The sequence below is a fragment of the Promicromonospora sp. CA-289599 genome, assembly GCF_050936155.1.
Classification (GTDB): Bacteria; Actinomycetota; Actinomycetes; order Actinomycetales; family Cellulomonadaceae; genus Promicromonospora.
The window spans coordinates 4,064,840-4,089,946 of sequence record NZ_JBNJNI010000001.1; the positions used below are offsets into that span (position 1 = coordinate 4,064,840).

Annotated in this window: 22 protein-coding genes; 10 read left to right on the forward strand and 12 right to left on the reverse strand. The window is 69.6% G+C overall.

Annotated elements, in window-relative coordinates:
* Positions 1–96: 96 nt before the first annotated feature.
* Together ACQEVI_RS18025 and ACQEVI_RS18030 are read left to right on the forward strand one after the other, a co-directional pair.
* Positions 97–393: a hypothetical protein gene (locus ACQEVI_RS18025; RefSeq protein WP_432901269.1), complete on the forward strand. Its 297-nt coding sequence runs from the start codon at positions 97–99 to the stop codon at positions 391–393.
* A 78-nt stretch (positions 394–471) separates the two neighbouring features.
* Positions 472–1,539: an adenylate/guanylate cyclase domain-containing protein gene (locus tag ACQEVI_RS18030; RefSeq protein WP_432901271.1), complete on the forward strand. Its 1,068-nt coding sequence runs from the start codon at positions 472–474 to the stop codon at positions 1,537–1,539.
* A gap of 25 nt (positions 1,540–1,564) precedes the next feature.
* On the opposite strand, the gene ACQEVI_RS18035 is transcribed toward ACQEVI_RS18030, so the two are convergent.
* The 3 genes from ACQEVI_RS18035 to ACQEVI_RS18045 form a co-directional block, all read right to left on the reverse strand.
* Complete coding sequence (locus ACQEVI_RS18035; protein WP_432901273.1) at positions 1,565–2,341, reverse strand: crotonase/enoyl-CoA hydratase family protein; 777 nt, start codon at positions 2,339–2,341, stop codon at positions 1,565–1,567.
* Positions 2,342–2,400: 59 nt separating this feature from the next.
* On the reverse strand, positions 2,401–4,125 hold the full coding sequence (locus ACQEVI_RS18040; RefSeq protein ID WP_432901275.1) for a lysyl oxidase family protein: 1,725 nt from the start codon (positions 4,123–4,125) through the stop codon (positions 2,401–2,403).
* 189 nt (positions 4,126–4,314) lie between these two features.
* Positions 4,315–6,363 carry an acyltransferase family protein gene (locus tag ACQEVI_RS18045; protein ID WP_432901277.1) on the reverse strand — a complete coding sequence of 683 codons (2,049 nt, stop codon included), beginning with the start codon at positions 6,361–6,363 and terminating at the stop codon, positions 4,315–4,317.
* A gap of 290 nt (positions 6,364–6,653) precedes the next feature.
* Between ACQEVI_RS18045 and ACQEVI_RS18050 the strand changes: the two genes are divergently transcribed.
* Positions 6,654–7,325 (forward strand): HAD family hydrolase, encoded by a 672-nt coding sequence (locus tag ACQEVI_RS18050; protein WP_432901279.1) that lies wholly within the window; start codon positions 6,654–6,656, stop codon positions 7,323–7,325.
* Between the two features lie 29 nt (positions 7,326–7,354).
* On the opposite strand, the gene ACQEVI_RS18055 is transcribed toward ACQEVI_RS18050, so the two are convergent.
* A complete protein-coding gene (locus tag ACQEVI_RS18055; protein WP_432901281.1) occupies positions 7,355–8,437 on the reverse strand; it encodes a PDDEXK nuclease domain-containing protein in 1,083 nt (360 codons plus the stop codon).
* Positions 8,438–8,524: 87 nt separating this feature from the next.
* On the reverse strand, positions 8,525–9,283 hold the full coding sequence (locus ACQEVI_RS18060; protein WP_432901283.1) for an SOS response-associated peptidase: 759 nt from the start codon (positions 9,281–9,283) through the stop codon (positions 8,525–8,527).
* A 117-nt stretch (positions 9,284–9,400) separates the two neighbouring features.
* Here ACQEVI_RS18060 and ACQEVI_RS18065 point away from each other — a divergent pair, with 117 nt between their 5' ends.
* From ACQEVI_RS18065 to ACQEVI_RS18080, 4 genes are all read left to right on the forward strand, one after another.
* Positions 9,401–10,660 (forward strand): multidrug effflux MFS transporter, encoded by a 1,260-nt coding sequence (locus ACQEVI_RS18065; protein WP_432901285.1) that lies wholly within the window; start codon positions 9,401–9,403, stop codon positions 10,658–10,660.
* Between the two features lie 64 nt (positions 10,661–10,724).
* Positions 10,725–12,971 carry an esterase-like activity of phytase family protein gene (locus ACQEVI_RS18070; protein ID WP_432901287.1) on the forward strand — a complete coding sequence of 749 codons (2,247 nt, stop codon included), beginning with the start codon at positions 10,725–10,727 and terminating at the stop codon, positions 12,969–12,971.
* A gap of 67 nt (positions 12,972–13,038) precedes the next feature.
* Positions 13,039–14,238 carry an LCP family protein gene (locus tag ACQEVI_RS18075; RefSeq protein WP_432901289.1) on the forward strand — a complete coding sequence of 400 codons (1,200 nt, stop codon included), beginning with the start codon at positions 13,039–13,041 and terminating at the stop codon, positions 14,236–14,238.
* A gap of 221 nt (positions 14,239–14,459) precedes the next feature.
* Positions 14,460–15,716 carry an LCP family protein gene (locus tag ACQEVI_RS18080; protein ID WP_432901291.1) on the forward strand — a complete coding sequence of 419 codons (1,257 nt, stop codon included), beginning with the start codon at positions 14,460–14,462 and terminating at the stop codon, positions 15,714–15,716.
* A gap of 14 nt (positions 15,717–15,730) precedes the next feature.
* Here ACQEVI_RS18080 and ACQEVI_RS18085 read toward each other — a convergent pair whose 3' ends face one another.
* Positions 15,731–16,339 carry a LysE/ArgO family amino acid transporter gene (locus ACQEVI_RS18085; RefSeq protein WP_432901293.1) on the reverse strand — a complete coding sequence of 203 codons (609 nt, stop codon included), beginning with the start codon at positions 16,337–16,339 and terminating at the stop codon, positions 15,731–15,733.
* A gap of 96 nt (positions 16,340–16,435) precedes the next feature.
* Positions 16,436–17,362: a LysR family transcriptional regulator ArgP gene (locus ACQEVI_RS18090; RefSeq protein WP_432901295.1), complete on the reverse strand. Its 927-nt coding sequence runs from the start codon at positions 17,360–17,362 to the stop codon at positions 16,436–16,438.
* 91 nt (positions 17,363–17,453) lie between these two features.
* Between ACQEVI_RS18090 and ACQEVI_RS18095 the strand changes: the two genes are divergently transcribed.
* Positions 17,454–18,071 carry a LysE/ArgO family amino acid transporter gene (locus ACQEVI_RS18095; RefSeq protein ID WP_432901297.1) on the forward strand — a complete coding sequence of 206 codons (618 nt, stop codon included), beginning with the start codon at positions 17,454–17,456 and terminating at the stop codon, positions 18,069–18,071.
* Between the two features lie 26 nt (positions 18,072–18,097).
* On the opposite strand, the gene ACQEVI_RS18100 is transcribed toward ACQEVI_RS18095, so the two are convergent.
* Positions 18,098–19,345: an aminotransferase class I/II-fold pyridoxal phosphate-dependent enzyme gene (locus ACQEVI_RS18100; protein WP_432901299.1), complete on the reverse strand. Its 1,248-nt coding sequence runs from the start codon at positions 19,343–19,345 to the stop codon at positions 18,098–18,100.
* 179 nt (positions 19,346–19,524) lie between these two features.
* Here ACQEVI_RS18100 and ACQEVI_RS18105 point away from each other — a divergent pair, with 179 nt between their 5' ends.
* Entirely contained in the window at positions 19,525–19,890 is a 366-nt protein-coding gene (locus ACQEVI_RS18105) for a hypothetical protein (RefSeq protein WP_432901301.1), read from the forward strand.
* Positions 19,891–20,401: 511 nt separating this feature from the next.
* Positions 20,402–21,508, forward strand: a complete 1,107-nt coding sequence (locus tag ACQEVI_RS18110; RefSeq protein ID WP_432901303.1) for an AlbA family DNA-binding domain-containing protein — start codon at positions 20,402–20,404, stop codon at positions 21,506–21,508.
* A 373-nt stretch (positions 21,509–21,881) separates the two neighbouring features.
* Here the strand turns inward: ACQEVI_RS18110 and ACQEVI_RS18115 are convergent, their stop codons facing one another.
* The 4 genes from ACQEVI_RS18115 to sigJ form a co-directional block, all read right to left on the reverse strand.
* Entirely contained in the window at positions 21,882–22,313 is a 432-nt protein-coding gene (locus ACQEVI_RS18115) for an ester cyclase (RefSeq protein WP_432905999.1), read from the reverse strand.
* A 181-nt stretch (positions 22,314–22,494) separates the two neighbouring features.
* Positions 22,495–22,860 carry a DoxX family protein gene (locus ACQEVI_RS18120; protein ID WP_432901305.1) on the reverse strand — a complete coding sequence of 122 codons (366 nt, stop codon included), beginning with the start codon at positions 22,858–22,860 and terminating at the stop codon, positions 22,495–22,497.
* Between the two features lie 75 nt (positions 22,861–22,935).
* Positions 22,936–24,060: a lipocalin-like domain-containing protein gene (locus tag ACQEVI_RS18125; protein WP_432901307.1), complete on the reverse strand. Its 1,125-nt coding sequence runs from the start codon at positions 24,058–24,060 to the stop codon at positions 22,936–22,938.
* A gap of 129 nt (positions 24,061–24,189) precedes the next feature.
* Positions 24,190–25,083, reverse strand: coding sequence for an RNA polymerase sigma factor SigJ (sigJ, locus tag ACQEVI_RS18130; protein ID WP_432901309.1), 894 nt, complete (start codon positions 25,081–25,083; stop codon positions 24,190–24,192).
* Between the last annotated feature and the right edge of the window lie 24 nt (positions 25,084–25,107).

Genomic DNA, 25,107 nt, shown 5'->3' on the forward strand with positions numbered 1-25,107 from the left:
AGTGGGCGGCAATCCCTGCCGCGTGCCGTAGCGCCTCCGGTAATGTCCGCCGGAGCGACGGCAGGCAGGTGCGGGCGCGCGACGGCAGGAGACGCCATGGAGGCAGGTCGAGCCACGGTCGGGGTGGCCAAGGCGATCGTTTGTGCGGTGGCCGCCGTCGCGGTGTACCTGATCAGCACGGTCCGCCTGGACCGGGGGATCGTCCAGACCGACGGGACGCCGACGGCGGGCCTGGTCGCGGCCGGTATCGCCTGGCTCCTGGTCGTCTGGGTCCTGCTCTCCCGCGACGACGGCGTGCGCGGTGTGCGGCTGGGGCTGTGGAACGTCGTCGCCGTGGTCGGGATGCTGCTCGTGCTCATGGGTATCCCGCTCGTGCTGACGCTCCTTGACTGACCTTCTTGGCTGACGTCCTTGGCTGACGTCCCGCGGATCCATGCGGGTGCATGGGCCCCGCCCGCCTACAGTGGTGACGTGCTCCACAATTCCGAGACCTCTCACACCCACCACGACGCACCGGGTGCTGACACCGCGGCCCGGCTCGACGAGACGCTGCTCGGCGGCGCCCGCCGGTACACGCTGTCGCAGGTGGTGGAGCTGACGGGGCTCGACGAGCAGTTCGTCACCCGGTACTGGCGCTGGATCGGCCTGCCCGTCACGCACCCGACCGAGACGTGGTTCACCGACGCCGACGTCGAGGCGCTCAAGGACGCGGCGGGCCTGTTCGGTGAGGAACAGATGGACGAGCGCGCCCAGATGACCTTCATCCGGTCCGTCGGCCACACGGCTGACCGGTTGGCGCTGTGGCAGGTCGAGGCGCTGGTGGAGCATCTCGCGCGGCGCTACGAGCTGGACGAGACCTCGGCCCGCCTGCTCGCCCTGGACAAGCTCCCGGAGATGACGGAGATGCTGCAGGGGCAGCTCGAGCACGCGTGGCGGCGTCAGCTCGCGGCGCTCACCGGGCGCATGGCCATCGAGTTCGCGGGTGCGCACTCGGACGACCGCAGCGACACCCACCAGCTGCCCCTGCTGCGGGCGGTCGGGTTCGCGGACATCGTCTCGTTCACGAAGCGCACGGCCGGGCTCGGTTCGGAGGAGCTCGCGGAGTTCGTGCAGCGGTTCGAGGCCGGCGCGCGCGACATCATCGTGAACGCGGGCGGCCGCGTGGTGAAGACCATCGGCGACGCGGTCCTCTTCGTGACCGACGACATCTCCACCGGCGCTGAGGTGGCCCTCGGCCTGGCCGAGACCTCCGGTGCGGCGCTGGGCACCGCGGCTCCTGGCGATCCGGAGATCCCGGTGCGGGTCGGGCTGGTGTGGGGGCGGGTGCTGTCCCGGTTCGGCGACATCTTCGGTCCGACGGTCAACCTCGCGTCCCGCCTCACCGAGCAGTCGGAGCCCTCGACGGTCCTGGTCGACAAGGAGACCGCGGCGAAGCTCGCGACGAGCTCCCGCTACGCGCTCACGGCTCAGCCCGTCCGCGAGATCCCCGGCATCGGCCCGATGGCGCCGGTGCGCCTCCAGCGCGCCTACCAGGGCTGACCCGGACCAGCCAGTCGCGGAGCAGTCAGCGCAGCGCTCGCATCGCGCCCGGCAGCAGCCTCAGCTGTGCCCACCGTTCGGCGGCGAACGTGCGCCGGTCGCCCGACGACCAGCGGCGGTCGAACAGCCGCTTCGCGGCCGCGACGGCCTCGGGGCGCCGCTCGGCGATCCGGCCGGCCAGCGCGAACGCCTCGTCCAGCGGCGAGACGGTGACGGTCCCGGCCAGGCCGAGCCGGCCGGCGTCGGCCCCCGTGAACTCCTCGGCGGTGAAGGTGAGGCGCTTCGCCGTCTCGATGCCCACCAGCTGTGTCAGCGCGCGGATCCCCGACATGTCGGGGACGAGGCCACGTTCGACCTCCTTGACGCACCAGCGGGCGTCCGGGGTCGTGAGGCGCAGGTCGGCGGCGAGGGCGATCTGCACGCCGGCCCCGAGCACGTGGCCGTGCACGGCGGCGATCACCGGCACGGGCAGCCGCCGCCACGCCCAGCAGGCCTCCTGGAACAGGTTGGTGCCGCGGGGCGTCGGCACGAAGGCTCGCGCCACCGCCGCCGGATCGCGGGCCGCGGCGCCGAGGTCGAGCCCAGCGCAGAACGAGCGGCCGCTGCCCGAGACGACGACCGCGCGCAGCCCCGGGGTACGCCCGAGCCTGCGCGCGGTCGCCCTGAGCTCGCCGAGCATGTCGAGCGACAGCGCGTTGAGCTTGTCGGGCCGGTCGAGGCGGACGTCGGCGATCCCGTCCGAGACGCTGCAGGTGATGCGGCTCCCGGACGGGACCGTCGACGGCGTGGTGCTGGCGCTCATGGGGCGCAGCCTACGCACCGCCCACGATCAGCGGTGCTGTCGTGCGGGTCGGGCCGGCGTCAGTTCTCCACCAGCTCCGGGATCTCCGTGTCGACGCCCTCGTACGGCGGGACCTTCACGGTGCGCGCGCCGGGCTTGCCGCCGAGGATGACGGTCCGGTAGCTGACGTTGTTCGACTTCGTCCGCTCGTGCAGGTTGCCGTTCGGGTTCACGGTGATCTTGATCTGGTAGGTCCCGTTGCGCACGCCGGTCAGGTCGAACGCCTGGGTCTGCTGCTGGCTGTAGGTGTCGCCCCAGCCGGCGGGAAGGACCTCACGCAGCCACAGGGCCGACCGTTCGCCGCAGGCGCTGTCGAGGCCGGTCGCCTCGGGCCGCCAGACAGCGCCCTTCACCGAGAGGTCCACAGGGTCGGTCGGCATCAGGCACCACGACTGCTTGCCGCTGGTCGTCACCAGCTTGCCCTTGGGGGTGACGAGCTCGTAGCTCGCGAAGTCGAGGAAGTGCCAGTGGTCGTGCTCGGGCGCGTCGTGGTACTCCATGGTCCCCGTCTTGGTGCTGCCGACCTCCTTGCCGTTCCGGTAGAACATCTGGTAAGCGTCCATGATCTCGTTGCCGCCGCGGCGGTAACCCTCGACGACCAGCGGTCCGGGTCCGGCGTTCCACTCGTGGGCGTTGAAGGTGAGCCGGTCGATACCCGCCTCGTCCACCTCGTTGCCGATCTGCCACGCCGGTACGGACACGAGGTCCGGGAGGCTGTCCTTGGCAGGCTTCTTCGTGGATGGCTTGGTCCCGGCCTGGCCGAGCGACGGGTGGTCGCCGCCGTGTGCCTGGTTGCTGTCCAGGCTGAAGAGGTTCACGCGGTGGTCGGCGCCCGACGGTCGGGCGTGGCCCGAGTGGCCGCCGCCCTGGGCGCGCAGGCTCTCGGCCCGGGTGGACAACGCGTCCTGCCCCGCGAGGCTGCTGAATCCCTCGGCCGGCTCGCCCAGGAGCTGCTCCGCGACCTCCTCGCAGCCCCATAGCTCGCACTCGTCGACGATCTCCAGCTTCTGCGTGACCGAACGGCCCTTGGCGGGCAGGCCGAGGAAGTTCGCGACAGGGTCGTTGATGGTGGTGGTCATCACGAGGTCGGTGAGCTTGGTCTTCACCTCGAAGTACGCATCGAGCTTGGCGGCCCAGCCCTCCTCGACCCCGAAGACCGTCGACTTCGTGAACCAGTTGCCGCCGCAGAACGACGGGTAGACCGGCTCGGTGCGGCCGGTCGGCTGGATGCGCTGGCGGTCCGACCCTCCGGGGCAGAGACTGCGGGTCTCCTCGATCAGGACCTTGCCCTTGGGCGTGGCGATCTTGACCGTGAGGCCGTTCTTGAGGCCGTCGAGCCCGTCGACGAGGGCGGCGGGCGCCTTCGTGGTGGTGCGCTTGTTGCCGCGGGTCACTGTCCTGGTGAGCGTGGCAGGGGCGGACGCCTTGGTGCGCTTGGCCAGGAACTTGTGGCTCTCACCGTAGGCACCCAGCCAGGCCGGCGAGTCGACGTACACGTAGCCGTCGTACGCGTAGCCCTGGACGGTGTCGCCCGTCGGGACGATCCGGAGGCCGCGCTGAGCAGAAGACTGGGCCGTCTCGGAGGCGGTGGTGGTCGTCACCGTGGCGCCGGCCGGCTGCGTGGCCGCGGAGGCGGGCACGACGTGGGCCGCGGCTCCCTCTCCGAGCAGCCCGAGCGCGAGTGTCGCGGCGACGCCCATCGTGAGCAGGCGAGGTGATGGGCGGGACAAACTGCGAGCGGTCATTGATCCCCCAGGGGTGAGGACAGAGGAGCCTGTCGCACCTATGGACGCTCGGGCCTGCGGAAACGTTGCCCGGGCCGGTCCAGTTCACCCCCCTGAGCTCACCCGTGGGACCTCGCCTCTGGTGACAGGGGCCGCCCGTCCCGCCCGCTCCCGGGGAGCGGGTGCGGGCGGGACGGGCGGCGGGTCGGCTCAGGGGAACTGCGCGGGAATCGCCTGCGCCAGGTAGGGCTGGAGGCTCAGGGCGAACGAGTCGGTGATGTGGCTGGTGTCGCGGTAGACGAGCACGTTGCCGACGACCTGCTCGCACTTGTCCCGCCCGCAGAAGAAGTCGGTCAGGTCGATCACGTTGGCGTACGGTGCGCGCGCGGCGGCCTTGTCGACGAGATCGCGGTTGACCGTCGCCTTGTCGCGGTCGACCGCGCACCGCTCGGGGTCGTCGTAGTTCCTCGCCACGCAGGCCTGAGACTTCTTCCTGGCCTCTGGCACCGCCTTCACCACGTAGACGCGGGCCCCGAGCTCGTGCAGCTCGTTCCAGATGTTGGCGAAGCCCTTGACGCCGGGCTCCATGCCCGTGTCCGTGTCCCGGAACTCGCTCTCGCCCAGGTACGAGGTGACCACCGCGTCGGGCCGGACCACCGCGAGCTGCTCCATCGTCTCCTCGTTGAGCAGCTCGCACGCGCGCGCCCTCAGGCCACGCTCCTCGTAGGAGAAGGGGCACGAGTTGTGGTAGAAGCCGAGAAGGCGCCAGCCACGTTCCTCGGCGAGGTTCACGAGCGGCGTGGAGAGCATCCTGGCGTGCGAGTCACCGATCAGCGCGACGACGGTGTCCGACGTCGGGTCGCCGTACTCGCAGACCTCGCTGGACTCGGTGCTGAGCTCCGGTTCCTCGCAGGACGACCGGAGGGCTATCTCCGTGTCGTCCTCCGCGTTGATCGGGTTGGGCCGGATGGCGGTGGAGCCGTTGGTGAGCACGTCGATCGTGCCGTCGGCCGCGGCGGCCGCGCCGTAGCTGCCGCCCAGCTCGGTGGACACGTCGATCGTGTCGGCGAGCGCGTCCCACTCACGTTCGACGCCCGCCGCGCGCAGCGTGGGAACCAGCGTGAGGGCGCAGGCGAGTGCCATCGTCGTGGCGGCGAGGCCCAGCGAGCGCGGGTCGTGGTTCTTCAGCCAGGAGGCGGACCGCAGCGGCTGCTCGACGTATATGTAGCTGGCGTGGGCCGCGACGAGCATCAGGCCGAGGAGGCCGAGGCTCTCCAGCTTGGTGGGCTCGCCCCCCGCGTACTCGGTGAACCACACGATGGCGGGGAAGTGCCACAGGTAGAGGGAGTACGACACGTTCCCGAGCCACTGCACCGGAGCGCGGTCCACGATCCAGGACAGCGACCCGGGACCCGAGGTGCGACCGGCGGCGATCACGGCGAGCGTGCCGAGCACGGGAAGGAGCGCCGCGGTGCCGGGGAACGGCGTGCTGGACGTCAGGGCCAGGGCACCCACTGCGATCGCGCCGAACCCGGCGAGAGCGAGCGCCGATCGCGCGAGCCGGAACCGATCCGTGTAGCGGATCGTCACGGCCAGCAGGCCACCGGCGCCAAGCTCCCACAGGCGGGTGGTGGTGGCGAAGTAGGCTGCGGGGTCCTCGTTGGTGACGGTGATGAGGTTCCACACGAAGGAGGCGGCGACGAGCACGCCGAACGCAACCAGCAGAGCGACCGTCAGGGCGCGCGGGCCACGGCGCGACCGGTGCGCCACGACGGCGGCGGCCAGCACGACCAGCGGCCACAGGATGTAGAACTGCTCTTCCACGGCCAGGGACCAGAAGTGCTGGAACGGCGTGGCGGCGGTGTCGGACGCCAGGTAGTCGACAGCGTTGCCCACCAGCGCCCAGTTCTGCACGTAGAGCACCGAGGCGAGGCCCTGGCGGCTGATCTCCGCCCAGTCCGTGATGGGCATGAGGATGGGTGTGGTCAGCAGCACGACCGCCACGACCAGGAGGCTCGCGGGCAGGATCCGGCGCGCCCGGTTGGCCCAGAAGTGGCCCAGACGGAGTCGTCCCGTCGACTGGACCTCGCGGAGCATGTGCCCCGTGATGAGGAACCCGGAGATGACGAAGAAGACGTCCACGCCGATGTATCCGCCCGGGAGGACGTCCGGCCGGAGGTGGTAGATCACGACCAGTGCGACAGCCAGGGCGCGAAGCGCCTGGACCTCCGGCAGGAAGCGCCTGGTCGTGGTCCCCACGGAGTCCCGAGGTCCGGCGTCGCGTCTCTCTTCGGTGGGCTCTGGTGAGGGGCCTGCGGGCGAAGGGGGAGGAGGAAGCGTGGCGGTAGTCATGACTCCAAGTCCGGCGGAGACGGAGTGGCACCCGGTGCCTGCACCGTTGGGCGTATTGTGTTGTTTTGTCGGCACAGCAACGGGTCTGGAAGCGCCGACCGTAACAGAATTGTTACCAGGTAAAAACTGGTGCCGGTGAAGTCTGGCCGCGTGCCTGGGTGACTCTCCACGAGGGCGCCGTGTGACACGATGCGGATGTGCTGAAAGTCGTTCTCTTCGATCTCGACGACACGCTCGTGGACCAGGAGGGCGCCTCGCGCACGGCGCTCCTGGACTGGCTGCCCGAACTGGGGCTGGGGCTCGACGACCTGGAAGAGCTGGTCGCTGCGTGGCACGTTATCGCGGAGGAGGCGTACGCGCGCTACCAGCGGCGCGAGATCACCTTCCAGGACCAGCGGCGCGTCCGGGTACGCGAGTTCCTGGGCGCTGACGCCACCGACGACGAGGCGGACGAGCTCTTCTCCGGGTACCTCTCCCGCTACGAGCGGGCCTGGGTCGCGTTCGACGACGCCGTGCCCGCCCTGCGCCGGGTGCGCGACGCGGGACTCGTCGTCGCGCTGCTCACCAACGGCGACTCGGCCCACCAGCGGCACAAGCTCGACCGGACGGGGCTGGCGGAGCACCTGGACGTCGTCGTCGCGTCGGACGACCTGCCGGCGGGCAAGCCCGACCCCCGCGCCTACGCCGAGGCATGTGCGGTCCTCGGCGTCGCGCCCGGTGACGTACTGATGGTCGGCAACGACGTCGAGAAGGACTTCCAGGGTCCGCTCGACGCCGGAATGGGCGCGGTGCTGCTGGATCGGCACGACCGGCACCCGGAGGTCGCGGACCGGATCCGGACGCTGGCCGAGCTCTTTCGGGTGAGCTGAACGCAGTTCAGCCAACCTGGCACCCACTGTCAGCGCATACCGGCCGCCGCTGGGGGCGCCGCGATGAGCGACTCCTGGACCTGGATCTCCGCTTCGATGACAGTTTCGAGTTCTCCAGGACTGGGGAGCGCGGCGCGCTCCGCCGGCGTCAGGCCCTCGTAGAGAGCAACTGCGACGGGGGATGCGGTGCTTGCGAGCGCGTAGTCGAGAGTGGCGTCGTTGCGTTCGGTGCAGAGCAGGATCCCGACTGTCTTCGCGTGCAGGTCCGGCCTTCGTATCTCGCCGTCGACCATCGCGACGTAGGTGCCGATCTGGCCTATGTGGGCGGGCTGGAACTTGCCGACCTTCAGCTCGACGACGACGTATCGCAATTGAGTCACGTGGAAGAAGAGCAGGTCGATGAAGAACTCGTCGCCGCCCACCTCGATCCGGTACTGGCGCCCGACGAACGCCATGCCACGGCCAAGTTCGAGCAGAGTGTCTTGGATGCGATCCATGAGTGCTTGCTCGCGGTCGCGCTCCGCGATCTGCTCTCCCGGATCCAGGTGCTCGAAGACGTAGGAATCCTTGACAGCCTGTTGGGCGAGGTCGGAGTCGACGGCCTCGAGAGTCGTCGAGAAGTTGGACGGAGCGGAGCCCAGACGGCTCTTCAGGTCCATCTTGATCTCGAACTCGAGGCTGGCGCGGGACCACCCACCTTCTACGGCTCGGGCGGCGTACCACTCCTTGTCCTCGCGGGTAGCCAACTTGTCGAGGAGCACCATCAGATGGCCCCACGGCAATTGTGCAGCAGCTTGCTGCACAAATTCTGTCTCAACCGGCCACGCGTCCGCGAGCTTGCGCATGTACTTGAGGCTTCGCGTCGACCATCCTCTCTGACCCGCAAACTCGCGCCGCATATCAGCCGAGATCTGGTCCACGACCTTGGCGCCCCAACCTTCGTACTTCTGGCGGTCGAGGATGTCGCGACCGACCGACCAGTACAGGCGCAACACCTCCGTGTTGGCTGCGCGCATGGCACGGAACTGGGTAGTGCGGACGCGCCGCTTCAGGTCCGCCATGAATTCTTCGTAGCCAGCGGGCTCAGCGTCGTTGTTGGTCTCGATCGTCATGTATCAAGTGTGTAGAGGAACTTCGACATCACCCTGCCGAGTTGCATATGTTCAACGAAGAAGTGCGAAGCGACTCCTTGAGGCGTATCAGATCAGCACCGGCTCCGGGTCCCTCGGCTCGGGGTCCACCTCGATCAGCGACGGCCCGTTGTTCTGCACCTTCCCGACGGCTTCACCCACCGGCCGCGTGGTCAGTGGCGCGTTGTCGATCTGCAGCAGGTCGGACGCGTCGCGTACGGCAGGGTCCAGCCACGTGTCCCAGGCGTCCTGCGGCAGCACGAGCGGCATGCGGTCGTGGATCGCCGCCAGGGCGTCCGAGGCCGGCCGGGTCACGACGGTGGTCGACACCAGCCAGCGGTCCGGGTCGGTCTCGCTCGCCGCGGGGTTGCGCCAGAACTCGTACAGGCCGGCGAAGGCGGCCACGCCGGCGTCCGCGGGGTGGATCCAGTACGGCTGCTTCGGCACCTTCTTCGAACCAGGCGCCGTGAGTGACGCCAGCTTGCGCCACTCGTAGTAGCCGTCGGCGAGCACGAGGCAGCGCCGAGCCGCGAACGGCTTGGCGAACGCCGGCTTGTCGAGCAGGGACTCGGACCGTGCGTTGATCATGCGGGCGCCCACGCCCGGATCCTTGGCCCAGGACGGCACGAGCCCCCAGCGCGCCAGCCGCATCGACCGCGTCGCCTCCGCCGAGTCCTTGGCGGCGCGCTCGACCACTATCCGCACCGGGTCGGTAGGCGCCACGTTCCAGGACGGCGGCAAGAGCCGCGCGTCCTCGGCGAGCTCGGCGATCGCGAGCTCGTCAGCGAGGTCCTGGGTGTCCGTGAAAGAGGCGAAGCGTCCGCACATGGGACCAGCATGCCCTGAGCCACTGACACTTCGCGGGCTCGTTGATCGAGGCGCGCGCGAGGCGGGAGATCGAGATCACTCTGTTCATGGTCGTATCGATTCGATAGAATGGTGGCCATGCCATCCGAAGCGCCGTCGGGCGTGCCCTCAGTCATGCCCGCGCGCCGCGCTCCGTCGTCTCGATCGGCCCTCAAGTGGGTGATCATGCTCGGTGCGCTGGCGTGCCTCCCCGCCCTCACCGTCGACATGTACCTCCCCGCCCTGCCGCAGGTCGCCTCCGACCTCGGTACCTCCGACGCGCTCGCCCAGCTCACCGTCTCCTGCATGCTCGTCGGTGGTGCGTTCGGCCAGCTGGTCATCGGCCCGCTGACCGACCGCTTCGGCCGTCGTCTGCCGCTGATGATCGGCATCGGCATGCACGTCCTGGTCTCGCTGGCCTGCGCCGTCGTGGACGACATCCACCTGCTCATCGGGCTCCGCCTGGCGCAGGGCTTCTTCAACTCGGCGGCGAGCGTCGCGGCCATGGCGACCGTGCGGGACCGCTTCGTGGGCGCCGAGGCCGCCCGCATCCTGTCGCGCCTCATGCTCGTGATCGGCGTGGCACCGATGCTCGCGCCGTCGCTGGGCTCGATCGTCCTGGAGGCGTTCGAGTGGCGCTGGATCTTCGTGGTGCTCGCGCTGATCGGCGCCACGCTCGCGGTGATCGTGTTCTTCGTGATGCCGGAGACGAACCCGGTGGCCCGCCGCACGACCGGCGGTGCGTCGTCGGTGGTGCGCGGCTATCGCACGCTGCTCCGCGACAAGCACTTCATGGCACTGGCGCTCATCCCCGGGCTCGCGATGGGCGCGCTCCTGAGCTACGTGGTGGGCTCGCCCTTCGTGTTCCAGCAGGGATACGGCCTGACGCACGGGCAGTTCTCGCTCCTGTTCGCGATCAACGGGCTCGGCCTGGTGCTCTCCGCGCAGGTCAACGCGGCGCTGGTGCGGCGGGTCGCCCCTATTCGCCTGCTCCGCACGGCCCTGGTGGCGCAGCTCGTGATGTCCCTGGTCCTGCTCGTGGTCGCGATCACGGAGTTCGGCGGGCTGATCGGCCTGCTGGTGGCCCTGTGGCTGGTGCTGGCGTTCCAGGGCCTCATCCCGGCCAACGCATCTGCCCTGGCCATGTCCCGGCACGGCGAGATCGCCGGGACGTCGGCGGCGATGATCGGCGCCATCCAGTCGCTGCTCGCCGGCGTCGTGTCGCCGATCGTCGGCCTGCTCGGCAGCGACACCATCGCCATGTCCTCGGTGATGCTCGGCGCGGGCCTTGCCGCGTTCGTCGTGCTGGCCTCGGCCACCCCGGCGTACCGCAAGGGCGGCTGGCACGCACCGATCTGATTGTTCATCCCGAGGTCGGACGGGATTCACCAGGACGTCGGCTCCGCAGTCTTGGCTCGCACGCATGAGTACACCCATGCGCACCCGCGCCTCGCGCGCGGTGGCCGCCGCCGCGGCCGCCTCGCTGCTGCTCCCCGCGGCCGTCGCCGTCGCAGCGCCCCAGCAGGGCCCCGGTTCGAGCTCCGGGCACCACGGCGGCACCCACCTCGCCGCCACCCTTGCCGGTCGCGCCACGCTCTCGGCCGACTACCTGGCCGAAGGCCCGCCGTCGGGCGCCGCGGCCTCGCCCGGCAACGGACGACAGGGCCCCTGGGACGGCCAGGTGATCCCCGGCTTCTCCGCGATGGTCGACAACCACGACGGCACGTTCTGGGCCCAGCCGGACAACGGCTTCGGGGCCAAGGGCAACTCCGCCGACTTCCTGCTGCGCAACTACCTGGTGCGCCCCCAGTGGAACACCGGTCGCAAGGGCTCGGGCGAGATCAAGGTGCTCGACTTCGTCGAGTACAACGACCGCAACGACGTCCTCGACTTCGACATCGTCAACGAGAACACCGACGAGCGGCTACTGACGGGCGCCGACTTCGACATCGAGTCCCTCGTCCGGGCCGCGGACGGCACGTTCTGGGTGGGCGAGGAGTTCGGTCCGTTCCTGCTGCACTTCGACGAGGACGGCACGCTGCTGGAGGCCCCGTACGAGTTCCCGGACGGCAGGTCGCCCGGGAACCCGTACCTGGAGCCCGGTGAGCAGCCGAACGTCCCCAGCAGCCGCGGCTTCGAGGCGATGGCCGCCAGCGGCCGCTACCTCTACCCGGTGGTCGAGGGCGCCCTGGCCGACGACGCCGACCCGCGCCGCCGCTGGATCTACCAGTTCGACACCCGCCATGGCGAGTACACGGGCAAGCGCTGGGCGTACCAGACCGACCAGCAGGCCAACGTCATCGGCGACGCGTTCGCGACCGGCCGTGACACCATGCTGCTCATCGAGCGCGACGACTTCGAGGGCGACCAGGCGGTCACCAAGCGCGTGTACGAGATCGATCTGGGCCGGAAGGACCGCGACGGGTTCGTCAAGAAGGAGCTCGTGGTCGACGCCCTGCGGATCGCGAACCCGCGCGGCATCGACAAGGGCGAGGGCTACGGCCTCGGCGAGGCCTTCAGCCTGCCCGTGCAGTCTTTCGAGACCGTCCTGTTCGTGGACCGCGACACGCTGCTGATCGGCAACGACAACAACTACCCGGGCAACGACGCGCGCGTCACCGGCGCGCCGGACGACACCGAGATGGCCCTCGTCGACCTCAAGAAGAAGCGCGTGTCCGACGACGGCGTCACCGTCGTCGGACACCGCGGGGCGTCCGGCTACCGGCCGGAGCACACGCTCGCCGCGTACGAGACCGCCATCAACCAGTGCGCGGACTACATCGAGCCCGACGTCGTCTCCACCAAGGACGGCGTGCTCGTCGCCCGGCACGAGAACGAGATCAGCGGCACGACCGACGTCGCCGACCACCCGGAGTTCGCCGACCGTCGCACCACCAGGACCATCGACGGCGCCTCGATCACCGGCTGGTTCACCGAGGACTTCACGCTCGCCGAGCTGCGCACCCTGCGCGCCAAGGAGCGCCTGCCGCAGGTCCGGCCGCAGAACGTCGCGTTCGACGGGCTCTATCTCGTCCCGACCCTCGACGAGGTTCTCGACCTGGCCCGCAACAGCCGCACCTGCGACGGCGCGCCCGTCGGCGTCTACCCCGAGACCAAGCACCCGACGTACTTCGACTCGATCGGCCTCTCGCTGGAGGAGCCGCTCGTCCGCGAGCTGCGCCGCAACGGCTTCGACCGTGCCGACGCCCCGGTGATCATCCAGTCCTTCGAGGTGGGTAACCTGCAGGACCTCGACGACATGACCGACGTCCGCCTCGGCCAGCTCATCAGCAGCGGCGGCGCACCCTACGACTTCGTGGCCGACGGCGACCCGCGCACCTACGCGGACATGGTCACCCGGAGCGGGCTGCGCGAGATCGCGTCCTACGCCGACGGCATCGGCGCCGAGAAGAACGTGCTGATCCCGCGCAAGGCCGACGGCACGCTCGGCGCCCCGAGCGCCGTGATCCGCGACGCGCACCGCGTCGGGCTCGAGGTGCACACCTGGACCTTCCGGCGGGAGAACCAGTTCATGTCCGCCGAGTTCCGCTCCTCGACCGACCCGAACGGGATCGGCGACCTCGTGGGTGAGATCCGCGTCTTCATGAGGGCGGGTCTGGACGGCTTCTTCACCGACAACCCGGACCTCGGCGTCGCCGCGGTGAGCTGAGCAACCACGCTGAGCAGCACCGCCACTTAACGAGCCCCGTGCCGGGGTACATGCCTATGCTCCGCGTGTGCCCCGGCACCTCAGCAACCAGCGCAGTCACCGCGTCGCGCGAGCCGTGACGCTCTTCGTCGTCGGTGCGGTCACTCTCGTGGCCGCCGCCGGCGCGGCCGTGTACCTGGACCTCAAGGACGAGATCGCCGTCAGCGATGTCTCCGATCTGGTCGAGGCGCCGAAGCCCGTGGACCCCGACGACCCGTTCACCGGGCGCAGCCTCAACATCCTCCTGCTCGGCACCGACCTGCGCGGCGGCGAGAACACGGAGATAGCCGGTGCCGGCGACGGCGGGATGCGGTCGGACACCACGATGCTCGTCCATATCTCCGGGGACCGGTCGCGGATCGAGGTCGTCTCCATCCCGCGCGACTCGCTGGTCGACATCCCCTCCTGCGAGCTGCCCGACGGCAGCGAGTCCGGCGCCTCGTACGGCATGTTCAACAGCGCGTTCACCATCGGCGGCGGCGCCGAGGAGGACCTCACGTACGCCGCGGCCTGCGCGATCTCCACGGTACAGAGCCTCACCGACGTTCCGGTCACCAACCACATGGTCGTGCAGATGGACGGCGTGGTCGACGTCGTCGACGCGCTCGGCGGCGTGCGCATGTGCCTGCCCGAGCCGCTCGTGCAGGACCCGGCGTACGGGCGCTTCGAGCTGCCCGCCGGAGAGCAGACCCTCGACGGGCGCCAGGCCATCAGCTTCCTGCGCGCCCGGCACGGTACCGGGCTCGGCCTGGAGCAGGGCAGCGACCTCACGCGGATCGCACGGCAGCAGGCGTTCGTCGACTCGCTCGTACGCCAGGTCCTGGACCAGAACGTCGTGACAAACTCGCCGCAGCTCTACCGCACCATCCGGGCGGTGCTCCGCGCGATCTCCGCCGACCCGAGCCTGGCCGACCCCGCGGCGCTGGCCGGACTGGCCTTCAGCATCCGGGACATCGACCCGGCCGACATCGTGTTCACGGAGCTGCCTGTCGTTGCCGCCCCGACGGATCCCAACCGGGTGGTCTGGACCGGGGACGCCGCCGCGATCTGGGCGCGTCTGGCTGCCGACGAACCGCCGCCGGGGCACGAGACGCCCGCACCGGACGCGAGCGAGGAAGGCAGCTCAGGAGGTGGCTCGGAGGGCGGCTCAGGGACTTCGACGACGCCGTCGAACCGGCCGGACCCTTCTCCGTCGCTCTCGCTGCTACCCGGCGTCTGCGCCGACTGACACCTTGTCATGGGCTGAAACCTGCCTGGGAAGGGCAGGGGTTATTTACACGATTGTTGCACCGAGGCCATAGTCTCTGGGGCGTGGCGAGTGACTTCTGGACGGCAGTCCGACCTGTCGGCGAGATTATCCAAGGGGTACCCCGGCACGCTCGATCGGGCGAACGCCAGCCCCGGCACGTGCGTAGCTGGCGCAAGATGTTCGTGGTCCGAGGCGTCACGATGAGCCTCGTGGGGGTGATGGCGTTCGGGTCCGCCGCGGCGGCGACGGCGTACCACAACGCGATCTCGCAGATCGAGGTCCAGGACCTGGACGGCCTGGTGGCCGAGCAGGTCAAGCCCAAGGACCCGTCGGACCCGTTCAAGGACGAGCCGGTCAACCTGCTGCTCATGGGTACCGACATCCGCGACGGGAGCAACGCCGACATCGGCGGCACCGTGAGCGGCATGCGGTCCGACACCACCATGCTGGTGCACATCTCGGCGGACCGGGAGTGGATCGAGATCGTGTCCTTGCCACGCGACACGTTCGTGGACATCCCGTCCTGCCAGCTGCCCGACGGTAGCCAGAGCCAGCCGTACCGTGACAAGTTCAACGCCTCGTTCGAGGTCGGTAGCGGCAGCACGTCGCTCAAGCACGCCGCGGCGTGCACGATCAACACCGTCAACGCGATCACCGGCGTGACCGTCACCAACCACGCCGTCGTGAAGATGAACGGCGTGATCGACGTGGTCGACGCGCTCGGTGGTGTCAAGATGTGCCTGCCCGAGGCGCTGCACGGTGACCCGCGGTCGGCGCGGATCGATCTGCCCGCCGGTGAGAACCGGCTCGACGGCAAGACCGCCATCCAGTTCCTCCGGGTGCGCAAGGGCACCGGCATGGGGCTCGAGATGGGCAGCGACCTGACCCGCATCGAGCGGCAGCAGGCGTTCATCAACGCCACTCTGCGGCAGATCCTGTCCGCCGAGACGCTTGCCGACCCGACCAAGACCTTTCGCCTGATCAACGCGGCGCTCGGCTCGCTGAGCGCCGACCCGGACATCGCCGACCCCGGCAAGGTCGCGGGCCTCGCCTGGTCGCTCCGGGAGATCAACAAGCGCAACATCGTCATGACCAAGATCCCGGTCTACGACACCACCGAGGGGACCGCCAGCGGGATCGGCTGGGGTCCGGAGGCCGCCGAGATCTTCCAGCGCATGGCGGCGGACACCCCGCCCGAGAGCGTGGTGCTGCCCGAGGCGGAGCCGTCCGGCTCGCCGAGTGCGGGCGCCGGTGGGACCGAGGGCGGCACGGAGGGCGGCGACGCCGGAACCGGCGAGACCGACGAGGGCACCGAGACCGGTGGTACCGAGACCGGTGGTACCGAGACCGGTGACACATCGTCCGAGGAGACCGGCACGTCCGACGGAGCTACGAAGCCCGAGACACCGAAGCCCAGCCCGAGCCCCGAGGTCCTGCTCGACGGCGTCTGTGCCTGACGGGGACTGAAAGCTCAGGCCCCGCCGAGGACGAGCGACGCCGCCACGACCACCATGGTCAGCGCGATGACGCTGTCGAGGACGCGCCACGCGCCCGGCTTCTCCAGCAGCGGGGCGAGGTAGCGCGCCCCGTAGCCGAGCGCGACGAACCAGGCGGTGCTGGCGACGCAGGCGCCGAGTCCGAACCACCAGCGGTCGTCGCCGTGCGTCGCGGCGAGCCCGCCCACGAGCACCACGGTGTCGAGGTAGACGTGGGGGTTCAGCCAGGTCAGGGCGAGCGTCGTGGCGACGGCGGCACCCACTGTCCGGTCCGTGACGCTGTGCCGGCCCATGACCACCCGCTGCCCCTTGACGGCGCGGTACCCGGCCATGCCCCCGTAGACGAGGACGACGAGGGCGCCTGCCCAGCGCGCGATCTCGACGACGTGCGGCGCGCTCTGGATCATGGAGCCCAGCCCGCCGACCCCTGCCGAGATGAGCAAGAGGTCGCTGACGGCGCAGATGCCTGCCACGAGTCCGACGTGCTCACGGCGCAGCCCCTGGCGGAGAACGAAGATGTTCTGCGCCCCGACGGCGACGATGAGCGATAGACCGAAAGCCATGCCTGCGAGGGCGGAGAGCATGCCTGAACGGTAAGAAGTCGGGCACGGGATGTCCGGTTCATGATTCGGAAGTGCAGAAGACTGAATCACGGTTAATGATGGGGGTACGTCCAGATTTCACACAGGCAGCAGTTCGCGTGTTGCTTCTTTTCGCAGCGCTGCCGTGACCCTGTCCAGCACGGTTGAGCGCAGCTTCCACTGCTGCAGGCGGAGCGGGACGTCGACCGTCGTGCCGGGCTCCAGCAGCGCGATGTCGTCTCCGGCGGCTCGTCTGCCGAGGGAGGGCGTGTCCAGGAGCATGCCCCAGCCGAGGCCGAGGTGGATCGTCTCCTCGTACTCGACGGTGCTCGGCACGTGGTGCCGCGGCGGTCTGGCCCCGGGCGCCCGTTCACGCAGGAACATGTCCTGCAGATCGTCCGTCCGGTCGAAGACGATCACCGGTGCGGCGGCCAGGGCCTCCGGCGTCGGGCCGTGGGGGAACCAGCGCCGCGCGAAGGCGTGCGTGCAGGCCGGCCGGTAGCGCATGATGCCGAGAGGAGTGCTGCGACACCCCTGGACCTGAGCCGTCTGGGAGGTGACCGCTGCCATGACCACGCCCTCGCGGAGCAGGTCCGCGGTACGGCTGTCGTCCGCGCGGTGCAGGTCGAACGTGACCCCCTCGACCTGGGCCAGGGCGGGCGGTACCCAGGTGGCCAGCGAGTCGGCGCTGACGGCGAGGGGCACGGTCACGAAGTGGCCGGGCGTGCCGCCGTCGGCCTCCTGGCTGTCCGGGTGCTCGCGCGGATCGTCCGCGCCGAGCTCGGCCGCGACCTCCGCGCCGAGCAGCTCCGTCTGGCGGGCGAGGCGCAGGAGCGCCTGCCCGGACGTCGTGGCGACCACCGGCCGGGCGCGTCGCACGAGCACGCTGCCCGCCGCGTTCTCCAGCGCACGGATCCGCTGGCTGACGGCGGACGGCGTCACGTGCAGCGCCCGCGCCGCCGCGTCGAACGAACCCTCGGCCACCACGGCGGCCAGCGCTTCGAGCTGGCGGGAGTCCCATCGCATGTCCTCAGTGTGCCGCAAACATCAGTTCTGCTTACGTTGCGTGAGAAACCTGAACTGGTCTTCAGAGGCTGCGCTGCCTAGCGTGGAAGCCATGCTCACCCTGCTCGCCGGACTCGGGTTCGGTCTCTCGCTCATCGTCGCCATCGGTGCCCAGAACGCGTTCGTGCTGCGCCAGGGGCTGCGCCGCGAGCACGTGGCCGTCGTCGCGGCGATCTGTGCGGTCTCCGACGCGCTGCTCTACGCGGCGGGCGGTGCGGGGTTCGGGCCGCTGGTCGAACGGTGGCCCGACGCGGTGGAGGTGATGCGCTGGCTGGGCGCCGCCGTCGTGCTCGGCTACGGGGCGATGGCCGCCTGGCGCGCCCTGCGCGGCGACGCGAGGCTCGCGGCGGCCGAGGACGGCGCACTCGGCGACAGCCCCGGCCGGCGCCTGCGGCCGGTTGTCCTCACGACGCTCGCGCTCACCTGGCTCAACCCGCACGTCTACCTCGACACCGTGCTGCTGCAGGGTTCGGTCGCGGCCACCTACGGCGACGACCGCTGGCTCTTCACCGCGGGGGCGATGGTGTCGAGCCTCATCTGGTTCTGCGGCCTCGGGTATGGCGCGCGCCTGCTCGCGCCCGTGCTGAAGCGCCCGGGTGCCTGGCGCGTGGTCGACGGCGTGATCGCCCTGATCATGCTGGCCGTGGCGGTCTCGCTGCTCGCGGGCTGACGGGCCGACCGACCTGGCGTAGCCGGTCAGCTCAGGGGGACCCCCAGTCCGGCCAGGCGGGTCGCGGCCTCGCGCAGCACGGACTCCTTCTTGACGAAGGTAAATCTGACGTGCGACGCGAGCGCCTTCGCCGTCGGCGAGCCCGCGCGGCAGAACGCCGCCGCCGGGATCGCCACCACGCCGGCGAGCTCGGGCAGCCGGCGGCACAGCTCGACGCCGTCGCGCAGCCCGAGGCGACCGAGCAGGTTCGACGCGTCTGCCATCACGAAGTACGTGCCGGCCGGGCGGTTCACCGTGAAACCAGCCGCCTCCAGTCCCGCGCAGAGCAGGTCCCGGCGTTCGGCGAGGGCCGTGGCCAGGTCGCTGGGGGTGTCGTCGTCGGCAAGGGCCTGGGCGATGGCGGGCTGGAACGGCGCGCCGGACGTATAGGTGAGGAACTGCTTGACCGTCCGGACGGCCGTGACCAGGTCGGCGGGCCCGTGCAGCCAGCCGACCTTCCAGCCGGTGAACGAGAACGTCTTGCCCGACGACGAGATGGTCAGCGTCCGCTCGGCCATGCCCGGCAGCGTGGCGATCGGGATGTGCTCGGCGCCGAACGTGAGGTGCTCGTAGACCTCGTCGGTCACGACTATCGCGTCATGTTCCTGAGCCACCGCGGCGACGGCGGCCAGCTCGTCCCTGGTGAGCACCGCACCGGTCGGGTTGTGCGGGGAGTTGAGCACGATCATCCGCAGGCGAGGGGAGGCGGCCGCACGCAGCGCCTCGACGTCGAGGCGGAAGCCGTCCGGCCCTGGAACCAGGGGAGCGGTCACGTGCGTGGCGCCGGACATGCCGATCGAGGCCGCGTGCGAGTCGTAGAACGGCTCCAGCGTGAGCACCTCGTCACCGGCGCGGGTCAGCGCCAGGATGGTGGCGGCCAGGGCCTCCGTGGCGCCGGTGGTCACGAGCACCTCGGTGTCGGGGTCGACGTCCAGCCCGTAGTGCCGCTTCTGGTGGTCCGCGATCGCGCGGCGCAGCTCCGGCACGCCGTCGCCCGGCGCGTACTGGTTACGGCCCTCCTCGATCGCCCGGATCGCCGCCTGCTTGACGTACTCAGGGCCGTCGACGTCGGGGAAACCCTGGCCGAGGTTGATCGCGCCGGTGCGGACGGCAAGGGCCGACATCTCGGCGAAGATCGTCGCGGCGACGGTGCCGTCGTCGGCGAGGAGGCCCGCCGCGCTCGCGGTGTCCTGCCAGCGGTCCCGGCCGCGGCCAGGTGAATGGAGGGAGCTCATGGGGTCGACGATAGCCATCCCGCGTCCACCCCGAGTTCATCTCGGGCATGGCGGACAACCCTCTTTACCTGCGCGTATGTGGACAACCCTGTGGATGCGGTGGATAACCCCGGGCTTCGGGGAAAGTTATCCACAGGGCGCCCTGCAAAGGTGAACATTTGGCCCTAGGGTTGTCGGCCATGGGCGAAGAGGGGGCGCGCATCCTCGAGCACGAGGTGCGCGAGCTGGTGCGGCGCAGGGGTCTGGATCCGATCGGTGACCGGGCGGGGCTGTCGAGCCTCGTCACCGACGCGGTGGGCGACTACGCGACCCGGGCGAGCGCCGGCGTCGTGCCGCCCCTCGCGGACCCCGCGGCAACGGCCCAGGCGGTGACCGACGCCGTCGGCGGGTTCGGCCCGCTGCAGCCCTACCTCGACGACCCGGCGATCGAGGAGGTCTGGCTCAACTCCCCGTCGCGAGCTGCAAACCTTCTCTCGCAACCGGGTGTCCTGACCCACATCACTCTGCTCAGGGACGATCGGGCGGCGCGGTCAGTGCTCGATTGATCGCCATTACGAGATCTGCCGAGAAGTGGGGGCGGTCGTCAACGAACTTCCTGATGCGCGCTTCCAACTCGTCGGGCTCGCTTCGCCGGCTTGCGTGAGCTGTAGTCGGAACACCGGGCTTGCTGGTTGCGGGTGGGGCCTCGCGCATGATTTCACATCCTGGCTCGTTGACCATGGCTCCGTGCCCGGCCTCGACGTCCTGGCCGGGCTTGGGTCCCGCCATCCCATGACGGCGAGTACTGCAGGACCTCGTGGAGTGCGTGGTTCGCGTGCGGGACCTGCCTGGCGCGGGGCAACTGTGCTGTTCGAGGTCGTTGCCGGTGATCCGGAGGGACACCGAGAGGACACGACTTTGACGCCCCATCACGCTGTTCGCATGTGATGTCTGGCCGGAGTCCCATGCGTGGCCCCGGGGTGTCCTGTTCGTGCTCCAGTCGAGTCACGGGCATGGCGCAAGGCGTGACGGAGTGCCGGACATCAGTGAAAGTAGGGTCGGACGGCACGAGCATCCTTGAGCAGCGACTTCCCGAAAGACGTCGCAGCAATGGCGAACAGCGGCGGTGGCACGATCGTCTTCGGGGTGTCCGAGGTCCAGAAGGCTGCGACCAGTCGGCGGGACGTCGGCGAGCTCACCGAGCGGCATGAGCGCGCGCTGCGCAGTGCTGCGGTCACGGCGATCATGCCGCCGATCTTCGGACTGGAGATCCACCGCGTCGGGGTCGAAGGGGAGCGTGCCGTGGTAGTCGTCGTGCCGCCGTCGGTGGACGGCCCGCACCTCATCTACAAGAACGACCTCTTCGGCGCTCCGATCCGCAACGACTCCGACACCGTGTGGATGAAGGAACGGCAGATCGAGGCGATGTACCGGGCGCGGCTCGACGAGCGTCGCCATGCGGGGGAGGCACTCGGCAAGCTCCACGACGACACAGCGGCTGGTCACGATCTTCAGGAGCGTGCGTGGTTTATCGGGGTGGCTCACCCCAGAATCCCTGACATTGCAGCGGCGCGACCCACTCGCGAGCAGGCGCGAGAGACCTTCGAGCGGGCGGCGGCGCTGGGGTGGTCGGACTCTACCGGCATCCATCCCTTGGCGAGCGTCTCGTTGAACAACCCCCGGCCGGGCCTTCGTCGCTGGATCGCACCGAACAAGGCGACCAGCGACCGACAGCGATTCCGCCAGGCTTGGGCATCGATCCATCACGATGGGTCCGTCGGGCTCGCGTCCGCGGTCGGCGGGCCGCCGATGACTGCCGAGGACGGGTCGTTGCCAGGCGGCCGGGTGCTGTCCCGGTCGATCGAGGCTGCGGTCTCGGATCTCGTTGCCCTGATCGAGGCCGTGGCCGAACGTCGTGGCGGGGCCTGGGAGTACGAAGTGCGGGTCGGGGTCGAGTACCGGGGGACAGACCCGATGGTCATCCAGACCACCGACCAGCATGGCTTCACCTACGACGAGAACTCGACGCCTCTTGCTCGCTTCACGCCAGTGGCCGCCACGATCGTCGTGGGCGAGGGTGTCACGGACCTGCACCAGCAGGTCTACGGCCTCGCGGAAGATTGCGTCAACCAGGGCGGCATCACCTACCTCCGGACGATCAAGGAGCCACCCCCGAGCGAGTGACGCCGCCAGGCCTTGGCGTCTCGGCTCGACACATCGCATGCCCCGGGGGAAGGGACCTGCATCCGGGATGTGGCGTGTATGGGGCCGGTAAAGGTCGTGGGGAGTACAGACGGTGAGGATTCGGGTGCTGTAGCCGAGGCTGAGATCGGCCCAGATAGGCGCACGTATCGCATCCTTCGGCGTTGGTCTGTCGGTTCGCGACCTTTCTAGGTCCCAGTCTCCTGGCGGCTGAGCGACCACTAGCCTCTCTGGCTCGAGTTCCTCACCGAGTAGTCGAAGCCTCGTCTGGACGACTCGATCCCGTTTGCCAGGTGGGAGGGACCAGGGACGTTCGCTCGTCCGCGCACGGCGGTGCGTTCTGCCGTTTGGTGCTTCACCCTGGTTCGAGCAAGGCGCTCACGTCCCGGCCGGAGAGCTGTTCCGCGATGGCCGTCCGGTCGATCATCGACCGGACGGCCGCGATGCGGCCGTCCTGGTAGCGGTAGAAGACGTGCTCGGCGAACCGCAGCCGCGCGCCGTCCGGCCGGAAGCCGAGGAACTCGTCCCGCGGCGCACAGTCGAAGACCAAGCGGCACGCCACCTGGCCGCCGGCCACGTCGTTCGCCGCGACCACGATCTGCGCGTCGTAGACGAGGTCCGGAGCCGCAGCGAGGTCGGCGGCGATCAGCTCCTGGTATTGCCGGCGCGTCATCGGCTCACCGTTGTAGGTCAGCTCGTCGTGCACGTGCTCCACGAGGCCGTCGAGCCGGCGCTCGTTGAGCGCGGCGAGGTAGGCGCGGCACCGGGACTCCAGGTCAGGGGCCAGGCGGGGTTGGTCTGCGTTCTCGCGAACCCGGCCATCAGGATGCCGTTCGGACCTGCCGCCGTTCGCTGGACGTCGACGAAGCCCTTGGGTCGGCTCGGGGGCTTACCGTGGCGTCGACGTCAGCCAGGAAGTCGAGGAGCGTGGCCGACAGGCTGAAGGCGGCTCCAGTGCCCCGGTGCCATCAGGCGATGTGCAGGGACCCGAGGACGGTACTGGCGGCCGCGACCAGGCCCAGGATTGCCGGCTGCTGGAATCGCTCCTTGCGTCGCACGTGAGTCGCCACGGCTCCGCCCATGAGTACGACAAGGGCGGCGGCGGAGGTCGGTGCCAGCCAGATCTGGATGCCGGTCACCAAAGGGAGTACCAGACCGAGCGCTCCGAGAATCTCGGCGATGCCGATCAGCTTGACGGCGATGCTGGGACTGTCCTGGGTCCAGCCCATGCCTGCAGCGACCAGGCGGTCCGAGGTGCGCGTGACCTTGGTCAGACCGCTGGCGAGAAAGACCAGGGCGAGTACGGCATTGATGATCCAGAGTGCGATGAGCACGAAGTTCTACTTTCGGTTAGGGGCGAGGCGTGATGGGTGCGGGATGTCCGGCGGAGGTGTGACCGGCCACGGTGTCTAGCGGGCGTGGCCGAAGTACATGAGCTCCCAGATCGCCTCGTCGGTGTGCGTCTCCAGCACGTGCCCGTCCGGCGACTGCCGCTCGATGCGCAGCTCGCCGACGAACCGCAGGTAGGCGCCGTCGAACCGGATCAGGCGGGCGGCGGCCTTGCGCCAACCGCTCATCTGCTCCAGGAAGGTGTTCGCGAGCAGGTCGCGGTGCTTGGTGAAGGTGACGACGTACCGGTCGGTCCCGTCGTCGTAGGTGTACGTGGTCAGGGTGGCGACGGGCTTGCCCGTCTTCGGGTCCGTGCGGATGTCGGTCGCCTCGAAGTTCACCAGTGAGGCGTCGTCGGCGACGATCTGGCCGTCTTTGGCGAGCATGAAGATCGGGATGGGCTCGTACGCGTACTTCTCGTGCGCCGTGATGTACGACGCGATCACCGAGTACGGTCCCGCCTGGCCGCGTGCCCAGTACCAGTCGTGGATGATCGACATCATCCCGACGTTGCCCCAGTTGTGGTCGTGGTAGCCGATGCCGGTGATCTCGGTGCGGGTGCTTTCGACCTCGTAGCTCCCGCGGACGGATCCCTGGGGCACGGAGGGCAGCCAGGAGAACTCCAGGTCCCGCTCGGCGCCGAAGACCAGGTAGCCGGTCTGCGGGCGCCAGGGGCGTACTTGCGCGTCGAGCGTGACGTCCACCTTGATGCCGTCGACCTCCGCGTGGATTTCGTAGTGCGACAGGTCGCCGGCGAACGTGTTGCCGTCGATCACCACGTCGGCGCCCTTGGTCGAGGCGGAGTACGAGGCGGCTGGGAAGTCCTTGACGATGGCGTAGCTGCGCCCGTCGGGCAGGTCGAGGTTGAGCCGGATCTGCGGGCTGAGCGGCTTTTTCGGCGCGGAGAGGTCCTTGGTCATGAAGATAACGACGAGCTTGGCTCCGTTGTCCAGGTGGGCGTCGAAGTACCACCACTCGTAGGTGCCGCGACGCCCGTCGGTCCGGGCGCCGTCCTCCCACGTGGCGACCTGCTCGCGGGCGAGGCCGAGGCGCTGGTAGTCGGCGTCGTTGTGCGCGATGCTCGCGCGGTGCGGTGTGCCTGGGCCGCGGTTGGCGGTTCGACTGGACGTCTTTTCGACACTCATGGGTTGATCCTTCGTCTCGGTGGGGCACGAGTGCGCCTCACATATAAGGACGACGTGGCTCACCCGGGTGTCAGGACCGAGATGCCGCGCAAGGAGTCGTGCTCGTCACATGGCTGGGAGCGTTGTGAGTTAAGGCGTCTTCCAGGATGAAAGCTTTTCCGGGTTGAGCACCAGACGCACGTCAGTCACCACCCCTTCAGAGACATCGAGGGTCACGACACCGATGATGTGGCCCTCGTCCCAGATGGCGAAGCCGAGACCGTCGTGCGTCTCCTGCTCCAGCACGTCGCAACCGGGGTACTTGTGCACGACCCCGGCGATGAACCGGGCCACCCGTTCAGCGCCGACGACCGGGTGGCGCGCGGCGGTGACGACCCCGCCACCGTCGGAGCGGAGGACGGCGCCGGGGTCGAGGACCGCGATCAGCGCCTGGACGTCGCCACTGCGCGCGGCCGAGGCGAAGGCTCGCACGACGTCGTCGTGCTCACGTCTCGTGGCGCGCCGTTCTCGTGCCTGCTCGACACGGTGCCGGGCAGAGGAGGCCAGCTGGCGGCAGGCGCCTGGGCTGCGGCCCACCGTTGCGGCGATCTCGTCGAACGGGACGGCGAATACGTCATGCAGCACGAAGGCGACTCGTTCGGCGGGTGTCATCGTCTCGAGCACCACCAGCAGCGCCGAACTCACCGAGTCGTCGAGCGAGACCTGGTCGGCCGGGTCCAGCTCAGTGCGGGAGAACACCTGGGACGGCAGGGGCTCGGGCAGCCAGGGACCCACGTATTCCTCGCGGCGGGCGCGCGCCGAGCCGAGCATGTCCAGGCAGATGCGGCTCGTGACGCGCTGCAGCCAGAAGCGCGGCGCCTGCACGGCTGCACGCTCTTCGCTGCCCATGCGCCACCAGCGGACGTAGGTCTCCTGGACGGCGTCCTCGGCCTCGGCGATCGTGCCGAGCATCCGGAACGCGAGTGACATCAGGTGCCGCCGCTCGGCGAGTGCCTGGGCGATGGCCGGTTCGTCGTTGGTCATGGGATCCTCCTGCCCCTAGAAGAC

Excerpts from the sequence above, each read along its gene's own strand:
- ACQEVI_RS18100 (WP_432901299.1), bottom strand. The coding sequence starts at position 19,345 with ATGAGCTCCCTCCATTCACCTGGCCGCGGCCGGGACCGCTGGCAGGAC.
- ACQEVI_RS18055 (WP_432901281.1), bottom strand. The coding sequence starts at position 8,437 with ATGACGATCGAGACCAACAACGACGCTGAGCCCGCTGGCTACGAAGAA.
- ACQEVI_RS18105 (WP_432901301.1), top strand. The coding sequence starts at position 19,525 with ATGGGCGAAGAGGGGGCGCGCATCCTCGAGCACGAGGTGCGCGAGCTG.
- sigJ (WP_432901309.1), bottom strand. The coding sequence starts at position 25,083 with ATGACCAACGACGAACCGGCCATCGCCCAGGCACTCGCCGAGCGGCGG.
- ACQEVI_RS18085 (WP_432901293.1), bottom strand. The coding sequence starts at position 16,339 with ATGCTCTCCGCCCTCGCAGGCATGGCTTTCGGTCTATCGCTCATCGTC.
- ACQEVI_RS18090 (WP_432901295.1), bottom strand. The coding sequence starts at position 17,362 with ATGCGATGGGACTCCCGCCAGCTCGAAGCGCTGGCCGCCGTGGTGGCC.
- ACQEVI_RS18025 (WP_432901269.1), top strand. The coding sequence starts at position 97 with ATGGAGGCAGGTCGAGCCACGGTCGGGGTGGCCAAGGCGATCGTTTGT.
- ACQEVI_RS18040 (WP_432901275.1), bottom strand. The coding sequence starts at position 4,125 with ATGACCGCTCGCAGTTTGTCCCGCCCATCACCTCGCCTGCTCACGATG.
- ACQEVI_RS18035 (WP_432901273.1), bottom strand. The coding sequence starts at position 2,341 with ATGAGCGCCAGCACCACGCCGTCGACGGTCCCGTCCGGGAGCCGCATC.
- ACQEVI_RS18070 (WP_432901287.1), top strand. The coding sequence starts at position 10,725 with ATGAGTACACCCATGCGCACCCGCGCCTCGCGCGCGGTGGCCGCCGCC.
- ACQEVI_RS18065 (WP_432901285.1), top strand. The coding sequence starts at position 9,401 with ATGCCATCCGAAGCGCCGTCGGGCGTGCCCTCAGTCATGCCCGCGCGC.
- ACQEVI_RS18060 (WP_432901283.1), bottom strand. The coding sequence starts at position 9,283 with ATGTGCGGACGCTTCGCCTCTTTCACGGACACCCAGGACCTCGCTGAC.
- ACQEVI_RS18125 (WP_432901307.1), bottom strand. The coding sequence starts at position 24,060 with ATGAGTGTCGAAAAGACGTCCAGTCGAACCGCCAACCGCGGCCCAGGC.
- ACQEVI_RS18095 (WP_432901297.1), top strand. The coding sequence starts at position 17,454 with ATGCTCACCCTGCTCGCCGGACTCGGGTTCGGTCTCTCGCTCATCGTC.
- ACQEVI_RS18080 (WP_432901291.1), top strand. The coding sequence starts at position 14,460 with ATGAGCCTCGTGGGGGTGATGGCGTTCGGGTCCGCCGCGGCGGCGACG.